The sequence below is a fragment of the Arthrobacter ramosus genome (assembly GCF_039535095.1).
GTDB lineage: Bacteria > Actinomycetota > Actinomycetes > Actinomycetales > Micrococcaceae > Arthrobacter > Arthrobacter ramosus.
This window is the reverse complement of the sequence record NZ_BAAAWN010000001.1, coordinates 2,293,756-2,306,223: the sequence shown is the minus strand read 5'-3', so window position 1 is coordinate 2,306,223 and position 12,468 is coordinate 2,293,756. Positions and strand designations below refer to the sequence as shown.

The 12,468-nt window shown below is 63.7% G+C and carries 11 protein-coding genes; 3 read left to right on the top strand and 8 right to left on the bottom strand.

From position 1 onward, the window contains the following. Positions 1–95: 95 nt before the first annotated feature. From ABD742_RS10685 to ABD742_RS10675, 3 genes are all read right to left on the bottom strand, one after another. Positions 96–467 carry a YegP family protein gene (locus ABD742_RS10685; RefSeq protein WP_234753714.1) on the bottom strand — a complete coding sequence of 124 codons (372 nt, stop codon included), beginning with the start codon at positions 465–467 and terminating at the stop codon, positions 96–98. A 185-nt stretch (positions 468–652) separates the two neighbouring features. After that, positions 653–1,516, bottom strand: coding sequence for an HNH endonuclease (locus ABD742_RS10680; protein ID WP_234753713.1), 864 nt, complete (start codon positions 1,514–1,516; stop codon positions 653–655). A 28-nt stretch (positions 1,517–1,544) separates the two neighbouring features. Continuing rightward, positions 1,545–2,009, bottom strand: coding sequence for a GatB/YqeY domain-containing protein (locus ABD742_RS10675; RefSeq protein WP_234753712.1), 465 nt, complete (start codon positions 2,007–2,009; stop codon positions 1,545–1,547). 170 nt (positions 2,010–2,179) lie between these two features. On the opposite strand from ABD742_RS10675, the gene ABD742_RS10670 reads away from it, so the two are divergent. Beyond that, the gene (locus ABD742_RS10670) at positions 2,180–4,675 is read left to right on the top strand and encodes an ATP-dependent Clp protease ATP-binding subunit (RefSeq protein ID WP_234753711.1); all 2,496 of its coding nucleotides are present in this window, start codon (positions 2,180–2,182) and stop codon (positions 4,673–4,675) included. A 54-nt stretch (positions 4,676–4,729) separates the two neighbouring features. On the opposite strand, the gene ABD742_RS10665 is transcribed toward ABD742_RS10670, so the two are convergent. Genes ABD742_RS10665 through ABD742_RS10655 form a run of 3 tightly spaced genes read right to left on the bottom strand, consistent with a single transcriptional unit; the run spans position 4,730 to position 8,746 of the window. After that, positions 4,730–5,605, bottom strand: a complete 876-nt coding sequence (locus ABD742_RS10665; protein WP_234753710.1) for an SDR family oxidoreductase — start codon at positions 5,603–5,605, stop codon at positions 4,730–4,732. 10 nt (positions 5,606–5,615) lie between these two features. Further along, a complete protein-coding gene (locus tag ABD742_RS10660; RefSeq protein WP_234753709.1) occupies positions 5,616–7,733 on the bottom strand; it encodes an ABC transporter permease subunit in 2,118 nt (705 codons plus the stop codon). 8 nt (positions 7,734–7,741) lie between these two features. Then, positions 7,742–8,746 (bottom strand): sugar ABC transporter substrate-binding protein, encoded by a 1,005-nt coding sequence (locus tag ABD742_RS10655; protein WP_234753708.1) that lies wholly within the window; start codon positions 8,744–8,746, stop codon positions 7,742–7,744. 55 nt (positions 8,747–8,801) lie between these two features. Between ABD742_RS10655 and ABD742_RS10650 the strand changes: the two genes are divergently transcribed. Further along, the gene (locus ABD742_RS10650) at positions 8,802–9,197 is read left to right on the top strand and encodes a hypothetical protein (protein ID WP_234753707.1); all 396 of its coding nucleotides are present in this window, start codon (positions 8,802–8,804) and stop codon (positions 9,195–9,197) included. Between the two features lie 179 nt (positions 9,198–9,376). Next, a complete protein-coding gene (locus ABD742_RS10645; RefSeq protein WP_234753706.1) occupies positions 9,377–9,739 on the top strand; it encodes an SPW repeat protein in 363 nt (120 codons plus the stop codon). Positions 9,740–9,878: 139 nt separating this feature from the next. Here the strand turns inward: ABD742_RS10645 and ABD742_RS10640 are convergent, their stop codons facing one another. Both ABD742_RS10640 and ABD742_RS10635 read right to left on the bottom strand, forming a co-directional pair. Next, positions 9,879–10,877 carry a zinc-dependent alcohol dehydrogenase family protein gene (locus ABD742_RS10640; protein WP_234753705.1) on the bottom strand — a complete coding sequence of 333 codons (999 nt, stop codon included), beginning with the start codon at positions 10,875–10,877 and terminating at the stop codon, positions 9,879–9,881. Continuing rightward, on the bottom strand, positions 10,840–12,456 hold the full coding sequence (locus ABD742_RS10635) for a glycoside hydrolase family 15 protein (RefSeq protein WP_234753704.1): 1,617 nt from the start codon (positions 12,454–12,456) through the stop codon (positions 10,840–10,842). Before ABD742_RS10635 ends, ABD742_RS10640 begins: the two co-directional genes overlap by 38 nt. Between the last annotated feature and the right edge of the window lie 12 nt (positions 12,457–12,468).

Genomic DNA, 12,468 nt, shown 5'->3' with positions numbered 1-12,468 from the left:
GACGGCGGGAAGTCGCCGTCGTGGGTCCATTACACCCGGCGGCGTCGGGCCGGGACAAGGGCCTCCGCGGCCGGATGCCCCTCCAGTCGAAGGGTCTACGCCTCAACCAAACCGGTGCACGATGCGTCGACCAAGGCGGTAGTGTGCCAAGGGCGGCCGGTTCGATCTCTTTGGGGGAGCGGATTATGGTGTCGCGGCGGGACGGGAAGCAGCGGCATCGCGGAAGGACTGGTTTGACGTACAGCGGGAACCGGAGGTGTGGGTGATGGTCCGCGGTGCGGGACCTCCGGGCACAGATCGGTAATTAGGCCCATTCCCGCATATTCTCGGACGTCACTGATGCCGCACACCGCGGCGGGCTTGTCGGGAAAGGACCTGGAGACGGCTACCACGGTTCCGTCCGGCGCTTTGAGCCTGAATCTGAAGCTCGTGTCCTCGTCGATGAACAGTTCAAAAATCCCGGTCATGCGTATCCTCCTGAACAGCGGGCGGCGCGTGACGCCCGGTAGGTCTCGCCGGGTCCGGGGCGCGGCATTGCGCCCCGGTGGTTTATTCCGGCAAATGGATCATCTGACTCACAGCGTGTGTGGTGCTCGCCACACGGTGTAGTTAACTAAAATACGGGGAAGAACCTTGGCTGGCTAGTGCATGGTTACCGCTGCTCGAGGATTCGGTGTGCGGCGTCCTGAGCTGCCAATGCCTTGTCGTCGACAATTTGGCCAGGCAAGTGTCCGGCGGCGGCGATGGCCCGCCGCAATTCCGCCACGGTGCGAGGAGTGCCCACCCCCCGGTGTGCCATGGCGTGGCAGTTGGCACACAGCGGCACGAGGTCCGCTATGGGATCCAAACGGTAGTCGCTGCCGAGCTGTGAAACGGGAACCACGTGGTGGACGTGGATGAAGTCTTTGCCGATGTCCCCGTAGCTTACTTCGAAGGAGAAAGTGCACACGGCACAAGACGTCCCGTGGAAAGCCAGGCAAATCCGGCGGGCTTCAAGGTCCCGCTCGTAGCGGTTCGTTTCAATCCGGCTCACGGCTCCTTCCGGGTAGGTTCCTGGAACGGTCTGGCACGGCTCGGAGACCGCTGGTCCGTGCTCCCGCCACACGCGTTGAAGGCCCGGTTCTGATTCTTTCGGAATGGTCCATCCGGAACCGCGGAAGGTATTCCACGCCACGTCCGGCACTTCGCTGGAGAGGACACTCGTCGGGATCTGGCCGCCGAGGGGGAGCAAGGCATCGAAGGCCACGCTCACGTACCGCGCAATACTCTTCGGCTCGGTGCGTTGTGGCGCTTCATACGTTTCGGACATGACGACGCCGTGTCCGATCAGCCCGCGTCCGTGTGGGCCTCCACCTTGCAGGAAAAGCCATGCTTGGTTGCCTGGCTGGATCTTCCGGTGTTGGCCGACGTTCCACCGCTCCAGGAATTGACCCGTTTCGGCGACCTGCTCGATCACAGCCTCGAAGTTCCACTCGTTCCAAAGCCGTGGATTCCATCCCAGGATGATGGCTGCCATGGCTGCTCCTCCCTGCGTTCCGGCGATTCTATGCGAGTCGGGTCCGGACGATTTCGCTGACGGCCTTGCCGTCGAAGCGGCCAGCGACCTTTGCGGTGACGGGCTTCATCACGGCGCCCATCTGCCTGATCGTGAGTTCTTGGCCACTGGCCTTCAATGCGGCGATTGCCTCGTCGACGATGTCCTCGACTTCGGCGGGGGTCAGCATTTCAGGCAGGTATGCCTCGATGACTTCTGCTTCGGCGATTTCCGCCGCAGCGCGCTCGGACTCGCCGGCCTCCGTGTAAATGCGCGCCGTGTCCCTGCGCTTGGCGGCTTCCTTCTGCAGCAGCGCCGTCACTTGGGTGTCGTCCAGCTCAATGGGTGTCTTGCCGGATTTCTCACGCGTCTCGATTTCGCCCAGGACGTTGCGGACCGTCGTGAGCGCGGTCTTGTTGCGGTCCTTCATGTGGACTACGACGTCGGCATGAAGCCGTTGCTTCAGGGTGCTCATGGTATTCCCTCTACTTGGTGGTTGTTTTCATTCTTCACGGTCTCGACCGTCTGTGAAGAAGAGCCATGCGGCCGACCGGCCTGGTATCTAAAATTCTGCCTCCGGCGATCCCCCAAGAAGGCCCTTAGCGACGTAGCATCAAGGTAAGCGGCTGCCAGGAGTGTGGCGAAATGTTTGAAAGATTTACGGACCGTGCCCGTCGCGTTGTTGTGCTTGCCCAAGAAGAGGCACGCATGCTCAACCATAACTACATCGGTACCGAGCACATCCTTTTGGGACTGATCCAGGAGGGTGAGGGGGTTGCCGCCAAGGCGCTGGAGTCAATGAACATCTCGCTCGACGGCGTCCGGGAACAGGTGCAGGAGATCATCGGCCAGGGCCGGCAAGCCCCGTCCGGCCACATCCCCTTCACCCCGCGCGCCAAGAAGGTCCTTGAGCTTGCACTCCGGGAAGCGCTGCAGCTCGGCCACAACTACATCGGTACCGAGCACATCCTGCTCGGCCTCATCCGGGAGGGTGAAGGCGTTGCCGCGCAGGTCCTGGTCAAGCTTGGCGCCGACCTCGGCCGGGTCCGCCAGCAGGTCATCCATTTGCTCTCGGGGTATGAAGGCAAGGACCCCAGCGGAATGGTCGCCGGACCGAGCCAGGCCGAGGTTGCTCCCGCCGGTTCGGTGGTGCTGGACCAGTTCGGCCGCAACCTTACCCAGGCCGCGCGGGAAAACAAGCTCGATCCCGTGATCGGCCGCGAGCTGGAGATGGAACGCGTCATGCAGGTCCTCTCCCGCAGGACCAAGAACAACCCCGTGCTGATCGGTGAGCCTGGCGTCGGCAAGACCGCCGTCGTCGAGGGCCTTGCCCAGGCGATTGTCCGGGGCAACGTGCCGGAGACCCTGAAGGACAAGCAGCTCTACACGCTCGATTTGGGCTCAGTGGTGGCCGGTTCCCGTTACCGTGGCGATTTTGAAGAGCGCCTGAAGAAGGTCCTGAAGGAAATCCGGACCCGCGGGGACATCATCCTCTTCATCGACGAAATCCACACGCTCGTCGGTGCCGGCGCTGCCGAGGGCGCCATCGATGCCGCATCCATCCTGAAGCCGTTGCTGGCGCGTGGTGAACTCCAGACCATCGGGGCCACCACTTTGGACGAGTACCGCAAGCACATTGAGAAAGACGCCGCGTTGGAGCGCCGCTTCCAGCCGATCCAGGTCCAGGAACCCTCGGTGGCCCACACCGTTGAGATCCTCAAGGGCCTGCGTGACCGTTACGAGGCGCACCACCGGGTGACCATCACCGACGGCGCGCTGGCGGCCGCGGCGAGCCTCTCGGAGCGTTACGTGTCGGACCGCTTCCTGCCGGACAAGGCGATCGACCTGATCGACGAAGCAGGTGCACGGCTTCGCATCCGCCGCATGACCCGTCCGCCGGAGCTGAAAGCGATGGATGCACGCATCGCCGAGGTGAAGATGGAGAAGGAATCCGCCATCGACGCCCAGGACTTCGAGGGCGCCGCCTCGCTGCGCATGAAGGAGCAGAAACTTGTCGCCGAGCGCAGGGAAAGGGAGCTCAGATGGAAATCCGGCGGCACGGACAGCAATTCCGAGGTAGACGAGGAGCTGATTGCCGAAGTTCTCGCGAATTCCACCGGCATCCCGGTCTTCAAACTCACCGAGGAAGAATCCAGCCGCCTGCTCAAGATGGAGGAGGAACTGCACAAGCGCGTTATCGGGCAGAATGAGGCGATTAATTCAGTGTCGCGTGCAATCCGCCGCACACGGGCTGGCCTGAAGGACCCCAAGCGTCCGGGTGGTTCGTTCATCTTCGCCGGCCCCACCGGCGTCGGCAAGACCGAGCTCGCCAGGGCGTTGGCGGAATTCCTCTTCGCTGATGAGGACGCCCTCATCACGCTGGACATGTCCGAGTACTCCGAGAAGCACACGGTGTCGCGTCTCTTCGGTGCCCCTCCGGGTTACGTCGGTTATGACGAGGGCGGGCAGTTGACCGAGAAGGTCCGCCGTCGTCCGTTCTCCGTGGTGCTGTTCGACGAAGTGGAGAAGGCCCACTCGGACTTGTTCAACTCCCTGCTGCAGATTCTCGAGGACGGCCGCCTGACGGATAGCCATGGCCGGGTGGTGGACTTCAAGAACACGGTGATCATCATGACCACCAACCTGGGCACCCGCGACATCTCCAAGAGCGTGGCGACCGGCTTCCAATCCGGCACGGACACCACCACCGGTTACAACCGGATGCGGGCCCGTGTCACCGAGGAGCTCAAGCAGCAATTCCGTCCCGAGTTCCTCAACCGCGTTGACGACGTCATTGTCTTCCCGCAACTCACGCAGGACGAGATCATCGAGATCGTGGACCTGATGATCGCTCGCTTGGAACAGCATCTGGCAGACAAGGACATGGGTATCGAGCTCACGGACGCCGCCAAGGTCCTTTTGGCCACCCGTGGCTACAACCCGGCCATGGGTGCCCGGCCGCTCCGCCGCACCATCCAGCGCGAGATCGAGGACCAGCTCTCCGAGAAGATCCTCTTCGGCGAGCTGCACCCGGGTGACATCGTGGTGGTCGACGTGGACGGCGAAGGCGACGATGCCAAGTTCACCTTTGCCGGAAACGCCAAGCCCCGCATCCCCGACGCGCTGCCCGCCGTGAGTTAGCCCGGGTTAAGGCGGGTTAACAGGCGGCCCCGTCCGGCCGCCGTCGGGCCCGGCTTAGTCAAGCGTGTGCCCGAGGCTGGTGAGCAGGCGCGCGACGGCGTCCTCGGCTGTTGGCGGTGGGCCGAAGACTTCGCGTTGTCGTGAGGTATCGGCGACGTAGCGTCCGGTGCCGAACCAGTCGATCATCGCCCCAAGGTCCTTCGCCATCGGGTTCACCGGGCTGATCGGGCTGACGACGAGCTGGATCGGTCGGCTGAGCATCCGGGCGGAGATATCGGCGATGTCCTGCATGCTTACCGGCCGGTCCCAACCGATGTCGATACGCTGCCCCTCTACTCCGCTCGCGTCGACTGCTGCCGCAAGATACCCGGCCAGGTCACTGGCAAGCACGTATGTCAGGGGAACGCCCGGAGACCCGAACGACGTGAGCCGCCCCTCGCTGAAGGGGTCGCCGAAGCGAGTGATCTGCTCAAGGAAAGCGCCCGGACGCAGCGCCACGAACGGGACCCCGAGTTCTTCCAGGCGATCCTCGGTCAGTTTCTTGTGCCAGAAGTGCGGAACATCCGGTGTTTGATCGCAAGTGAGGATGCTGGTGAGGACGAATCTGCGCACACCGGCGCGGCTGGCTGCATCGACGAGGTTGGTGTTGCCCACCGTGTCGATGACGGGGCTGTCTCCCTCCCGATGGTGGGTGTATCCCGCCGCTGAGGTGATCACAGCGTCGACGCCGTCCATGGCGTGCACAAGCGACTCGGGATCCATCATGTCGCCACGGGCGATCGTGGCCCCTAGCTCCTCGAGGCGGCTCCCATCCGAACCGGGCCGCACCAAGGCGCGGACTTGTTTTCCTCCCCGTAGCAGCCTGGACACCACCTGGCTGCCCAGCATCCCGGTGCCGCCGACCACAAGCACTGGTCCGGAGTCCGTCATAGTTGCCTCCTTACGTCCGTGAGCGCCCGCGGCGCGCGACGGCATCGATCGTCACGGCCGCGACGAGGACCAGCGCCGTGACGACGTACTTGGCCGGAGCGCTGTAGCCCTGCAGGCCCATGCCGTTATCGATCGTGGCGATCACGAGCCCGCCCAGGACCCCGTGCAGCACCTTGCCGCGGCCGCCGAACAGGCTGGTCCCGCCGATTACCGCGGCCGCCACGGCGTAAAGCACCAGCGTGCCGCCGTCGTACGACGTCGAGACGGAACGGAGCCGCGACGCGTAGACGATTCCGCCGATCCCTGCGGTGAACGAGGCGAGCATGAAGGCGAGGGTGCGAATGCGCGCAAGGTTCACGCCGCCCCGCCGTGCGGCCTCGGCGTTGCCGCCAATAGCGTAGACGTAGCGGCCGAACCGGGTTCGCCCGAGCAGCAACGTCCAGACGGCGAGGACTCCGAGCACCACGAGAAGCACCCATGGCACGCCGCTGATTTCGACCAGGGTGCCGCGGTCCGTATTGCAGAGCCACACGATGGCCACACCCGCGGCGAGCACCGCTGCGATCTTCAGGGCGCTCACACTGGCGGGCGGCGCGACGAGTCCGGTGTTGCGCCGGCGGGCGTCCCGCAGCCACGTCCAGGTGCTGAATGCTCCGACGACGACGAGCATCAGGATCCAGCTGGTGACCGGGCTGAGGTTGCCGCTCGCGATGTTGTTGATGACGTTGTCGTTGATGGGCACGACGCCGCCGCTGCCGAGGATGATGAGCATCACGCCAAGCCAGCCGAGCTGGCCGCCAAGTGTCACGACGAACGATGGGAGTCCGAGACGGGTGATGATCGTGCCATGAAGCAACCCGATCCCGGCGCAGCTAATCAGCCCGACAGCGATCGCCGCCCACCACGGCCAGCCTGTCGACTCCTGGACGAGTTCGGCCATGATGACGCCGCCCACTCCGCCGACGTACCCGATGGACAAGTCGATTTCGCCGAGCAGGAGCACGAAGACCTGGCCCATGGCCAGCAGCATGAAAACTGAACCCTGGATGAGGAGGTTCACCATGTTGCCGGGCGTCAGGAAGTTCGGGTTGAGCGATTGGAACAGCACAGAGATCAGCAACAGGCCCGCGAGAACCGGCAGCACTCCGCTCTCGCCGCCCCGGACCCGCGCCAAGGCGGCACGGAAGTATTCGGGCAGCGACGTCGCGGTGATGTCGGGGTTCAACGCCAGTGCGGCCTTCCGCGCCGCGGCGGCGGTGGTCGGCTCGTCCTGGAGGGCAACTGCCGGGGAGGGGAGTGGCCCCTTGGCGGCGGTCAGCGGGCGTTTCGACGGCGGTGATGGCGCGAGTTCCGGCCTTGCCCGATCGGAGAACCCTGTGGTCATCAGGTCGACCACGATCTGCCGGTCCATTTCCGTGGCGGGCCGAACGTCAACAAGCCGCCCGAGCCTGAGCACGGCAATGCGGTCTGCGACCTCGAACACGTCGTTCATGTTGTGCGAGATGACGATGACGGCAACGCCGCGGTCTGCGAGCTGGCGAATGAGATGAAGGACAACCTCGGTCTGTGCGACGCCGAGAGCTGCCGTCGGTTCGTCCATAATGACGAGCTTGGAGTTCCACAGCACCGACTTCGCGATCGACACGGACTGGCGTTGCCCGCCGGACAGCGATGCGACGGGTTGCCGGATGGATCGCACGGTGGTCACGGCCAGGCTCGCGAGCGTCTCCCGGGCCGTGATCTCCATGCTCTCTTCATCGAGGAGAAAGCGGCGAAGGCGTTCGCGGCCGAGGAACAGGTTCTGCACGATGTCGAGGTTGTCGCACAGGGCCAGGTCCTGGTACACGGTCTCAATGCCGAGCGCAGCGGCTTCGTGCGGCGAGTTCAACCGTACTGGCTTGTTTTCCCAAAACAGCTGCCCGTCGTCGGGGGTGTGAATGCCGGCGACGCATTTGATCAATACCGATTTGCCCGCGCCGTTGTCGCCGGCAAGCGCAGTTACTTTGCCGGTCGGCACCTCAAGGGTGATGTCGACGAGTGCCTGCACCGGCCCGAAGTTCTTGTCGATGGCCTCCAGCCGGAGCAGGGGACCGGCGCCGACCGGGTCCGGGGTTATCAACTCACTCATTGTTCGAACTACTGGATACCTGCCGCAGTGCACGCGTCCTTCACCTGCGAGATGCACAGCGAAGAACTCGTCACGGCACCGTCCTTGACCACCGTGTCCGCCATGTTCTTCGTGGTCACCCACAGCGGGGTGAGCAGGACCGATCCGACGTCGGACTTCGCGGTGTCGTCTGTCGTCTTGCCGTTTACGAGGGTTGACGGAACGGTCACGCCGGCCCGCAGGTAGAGCGCTGCTGCGGCGGCCGCCTGGGCTTCAAAGTAGATCGGCTTGTACACCGTTCCGCACTGGTACCCCTTCAGGATGTTCTGCAGGCCGGACAAGGACGCATCCTGCCCCGTCGTCGGGAAAGTCTTGGCAGGAATTTGCTTGCTCTGCAGGTAGGCGATCACGGCATTGGCGTTGTCGTCGTTAGGCGTGACCACCGCGTTGATGTTCGGGTGGGCGGTGTACTGCTGGGCGAACGTCGTCTGTGCCACTGACGGTGTCCAGGTACCTGCCGGCTCTCCTACGTTGACGTATTCGCCATTGTCGAAGTGCGTCTTGAGTACACCGTTATAGCCTTCGGCGAACAGCTTCGCGTTGTTGTCGGTCGGATCGCCATCCATGATCAGGATGTTAGGTTTGGTGACTTTCCAGTCTGCGATGCACGTGATCTCGCCCTGGCCGATCAGCTGACCAACCTTGACGTTGTCGAAGCTCACGTAGGTGCGATCTTTTGCCCCGCCTTTGACGAGCCGGTCATAGTCGATCACTTTGACGCCGCGTGCGCTGGCGGCCGCCTCAATGGCTGCGCCCGAACCGGAGTCGAGGGCATCGACAAGCAGCACGGATGCTCCGGCCGTGATGTCAGCTTCGGCCTGCGTCTGCATCGTGCTTGCGCTGCCCTGCGCATTGTCGATCTTGAACTTGGATGAGTCCAGACCCGCGGTTTCGAAGGCCTTCTTCAGGTACGGGGCATCGAAAGTGACGTATCGCGCGGAAGTGGTGGTGTCCGGCAACAGAACGCCGACCATCCCTTTGCCTTGTGAAGCGAGCGACGTGAGCTGTTTCATCGCCGAGAAATCGGCCGTGAACGCATCCGCAGAGATCTGCGGTACGGCTCCTCCGGAACTCGTGGCGCTCGGCGAAGGCGATGTGCTCGTGCTCGAGCAGGCGGCGAGTGCCGTGATAGCGAGGGTTGCAATGAAGGCGGTTCCGGCGCCTCGTGCCGGGACCCTCATGTTTAACATTTCTTTCCTTCCGTTGGTTTCGACTGCAAGCGACCTGGCGGGGTCGGGCCGGAACCTGGGCGTTGGCGCCGGACGCAGGTCCACGCCGGAGGCCACGGCGGTTCTCACCAACGGACGTCGATATGTCAGCACCGAGCTGACTGGCGACTTTACGACCAGCGACTCGATATCACGGGGTCCTCTCTGGACGGACCTGCCGGCGACGCCGGACATGTTCGTCGATGTTGCTCTATGACTACGTTGTAGACCGGAAGTCCGCTCTTAGCAAGGCTTCGTGTGCGGCAGGATTCGACGACGGCAGGCCAACCCCATATGCGTTCTTCGGGAAGTAGCTGCGTGCGGATTTTGTTACATCAATACCGGAGTACATGCTCGATGCCCCGGGATGCAGTCCACATAACAGAGGTGGGTTCAATGAAGAAATGGACGCGATGGCAGGATTGGGTCACGGTTATCGCCGGTCTCTATGCTGCTTTGTCGGTCATCTGGACCATGGCGGCCGGCTCGTCGGCTGCCCTGATGGTCGTGTTCGGCGCTTTGCTGATCGTTAGCGGTGTCATCAATCTGGCCATGCCCGGAACGCCGGTTATGGAGTGGGTGCAGGCAGCCTTCGGTGCCTTGCTGTTCCTTTCTCCGTGGCTAGGCTCTTACTCCACGCAAGCCGGAGTCGCCTGGACATCCTGGATCACTGGCCTGGTGGAGCTCGTCGTCACCGCGATGGCGATCAAGCCCAGCACCGAGGAACACCGGCATCACATGGTCAGCCCTTCGCACTGACGTGCTGAGCGCTGACGTGTTGAAACGCTGAACAGCGGTAATACCGACCGGCGGGCCGTCATCGGACCCGCCGATCGCCGTCTCTTGCTCCGGTATCTTTTGCTCCGCCATCCCGACCGTGACCCGTGAAATACGCAGCTCAGGCTTTCAGGACGGCTGCCCCTGTGATGCGCCCGGCGGCCAAATCCTGTAACGCCCTATCGGCCTCAATCAATGGATACGCCATCGTGGTGGGAGCCAGCGGAATCTCCGCTGCCAGGGACCAGAACTCTTCGCCGTCCGCCCGCGTATTGGCGGTAACACTACGGAGCTGACGCTCATTGAAGAGATCGGCGGCATAGTTCAAGGGCGGTATGTCGCTCACGTGGATGCCTGCAATGGCGAGGGTCCCGCCACGGTCCAGCGCTTTGAGGGCAACAGGAACGAGGTCCCCGACGGGGGCAAAAAGTATCGCCGAGTCGAGCCGGTCCGGCGGGGAGTCGTACGCGTCTCCCACAAACACGGCGCCGAGTTCACGCGCCAGTTCGCGGGCCGCCTCCGAACGGGTCATCACGTAGACCTCGGCCCCCTGGTGGCGCGCCATCTGCGCCGTGAGATGGGCAGATCCTCCGAAACCATAGATGCCCAGCCGGCCACCTGGCGGAAGCTCGGCCCGTTTGAGCGCCCGGTACCCGATGATGCCGGAGCACAATAGAGGGGCCGCCTGCTCGTCCGAAAATTGCTGCGGGATGGCGTAGGCGAAATCCTCCGACACCGTGAGTTGTTCGGCGTAGCCGCCGTCCCTGTCCCATCCGGTGAAGGTGGGGGAGAGGCAGAGATTCTCGTCGCCACGGCGGCAATACGCGCAGCTCCCGCAGGTTCCCCCTAGCCAGGCCACTCCGACCCTGTCACCGCGCCGGAACCTCACACACCCTTCACCGGTTTCGCTGACTATTCCCACCGCTTCGTGGCCGGGTACAACGTTCGGCCTGCGAGGTGCGAGATCGCCCTCGGCCAGATGCAGATCCGTGCGGCAGACACCACACGTTCGGACGCCGACCAGGAGCTCCCGCCGCCCCGGTTGCGGATCGGGCCGTTCGCCCCAAAAAAGCGGCCGGGATTCAATCGGGCCTGGTTCCTGGACCCACCATGCACGCATCGGGTTGCCTCGCACCTAGCGCTGATCCTGCGCGGTGGAGCCGGCGTTCGCGGCCCGCCGCTCCGCTTTCAGCAGTCGCAGGCCGCTGGCAAGCACGCCCACATGGCTGAACGCCTGCGGGAAGAGTCAGGAGGGACGCGTCCAGTCCGCCGCTGGCGCCCAAATTCTCGGTGAAAGTGCGCCGCCGGGGATCCCAGGATTGTGTCAGGGCAGCCTGCCGGATTCGCCGGGCGGTGGCCTCCCACCGGCGCTTGGGATAGGGAAGCCCATCCCTGCGCGCGATCTGAATGGCCCGGTCGATTGCGACATAACATAACGCCGCCGAGTAGGTGAAAGGCCGGCTCTTGTCGCGGATTTCCCAAGGGCCCGAGTCCGGAACCCGCCAGCTCCTGATGGCCATTTCGACGATGGGGATCAACGCGGCCCAGAGCCGCTCATCGACTCGCTTCCCACTGCCCGACCACTGGTAGGCGATGTCGACGATTTCACCGTACACATCGTGCTGGAGTTGGTGGCGGGCACCATTTCCCCACCTGACCGGGGCCGATCCGCGGTATCCCCGCAGCTGTGGATCCTGCACCTCATCGGGCGGCTGGGAGCCGTCGAGGGCGTACATTACGTGCGGGACACCGTCCCGCTCTACGTTGGTCAGGACCCAGGCAAGGAAAACGTCCGCATCACTGGGGTCGCCAATGCGCCTGAACACGTAGTTGGAGAAGGATGCGTCGCGCACCCAGGTGTACCGGTAGTCCCAGTTCCGCGACGTCCCTGGCCACTCAGGCAGCGACGACGTGGCGGCCGCCAGGATGGCCCCCGTTTCTGCGTGATCCAACATCTTCAGCGTCAGGGCCGATCGCTTCATCAACTCTGCTTGGGAGCCTTCGCAATCCAGGCTTGATGACCACCGGCGCCAGGCATACACGGTCTGGTCAATGAGCTTCTTGCTCTCGGGATGCTGACGGAGCCGGAACCGTCCCGACCAGTGCAGGACCATGGTCAGCGTTTCTCCCGCGCGAAGCGTCAATTCGGCTGAGAGACCGCGGCCGTCAGGGATGAGTTCAACGGAAGACCATAGGTAGACCTCCTGGACTCCGTCCTGCCGCCAATCAAACCTCCAGCCGGTGGCCAGGGTGTCAAAAGTGACACCGGCCTTCGGTACCAGGCTGATGCGCAGCGGAACGTCTCCGCCCACGGCCCTCGCGTGCCGCAGGAGTTCGGAACGGCCAGCCGGCACCGGCTCCGACAAGTCGGCGCCGGCACGCAGGGTAAGTCCGTCCGTCACCTGCAGCACGCCACGATCGGACACAAGGGACGTGACCAGCACGCAGGAATCCTCGGTGTAGCGCTGGGAAGATGCCAGAGTATGGACAGGGGCTATTTCAAAACGGCCGCCTGAATCCGCGTCAAGGATCCCGGCCAGGAACGGGGGACTGTCGAATTCCGGCAGGCAAAGCCAGGTAATTGCCCCGTCGCGCCCCACCAAAGCGCACGTGGACCCGTCGCCGATAAGTCCATGATCCTCGATGGGCAAATACCCCTCGTGATTAACCACCGGGCGCGCATCGGCACCAGTGATCATTTTGTTCGCTCC

Bases quoted from the DNA above. Each gene is read 5' to 3' on its own strand.
- ABD742_RS10670 (WP_234753711.1), top strand. From the start codon at position 2,180: ATGTTTGAAAGATTTACGGACCGTGCCCGTCGCGTTGTTGTGCTTGCC.
- ABD742_RS10660 (WP_234753709.1), bottom strand. From the start codon at position 7,733: ATGAGTGAGTTGATAACCCCGGACCCGGTCGGCGCCGGTCCCCTGCTC.
- ABD742_RS10685 (WP_234753714.1), bottom strand. From the start codon at position 467: ATGACCGGGATTTTTGAACTGTTCATCGACGAGGACACGAGCTTCAGA.
- ABD742_RS10680 (WP_234753713.1), bottom strand. From the start codon at position 1,516: ATGGCAGCCATCATCCTGGGATGGAATCCACGGCTTTGGAACGAGTGG.
- ABD742_RS10645 (WP_234753706.1), top strand. From the start codon at position 9,377: ATGAAGAAATGGACGCGATGGCAGGATTGGGTCACGGTTATCGCCGGT.
- ABD742_RS10635 (WP_234753704.1), bottom strand. From the start codon at position 12,456: ATGATCACTGGTGCCGATGCGCGCCCGGTGGTTAATCACGAGGGGTAT.
- ABD742_RS10675 (WP_234753712.1), bottom strand. From the start codon at position 2,009: ATGAGCACCCTGAAGCAACGGCTTCATGCCGACGTCGTAGTCCACATG.
- ABD742_RS10655 (WP_234753708.1), bottom strand. From the start codon at position 8,746: ATGGTCGGCGTTCTGTTGCCGGACACCACCACTTCCGCGCGATACGTC.
- ABD742_RS10640 (WP_234753705.1), bottom strand. From the start codon at position 10,877: ATGCGTGCATGGTGGGTCCAGGAACCAGGCCCGATTGAATCCCGGCCG.
- ABD742_RS10665 (WP_234753710.1), bottom strand. From the start codon at position 5,605: ATGACGGACTCCGGACCAGTGCTTGTGGTCGGCGGCACCGGGATGCTG.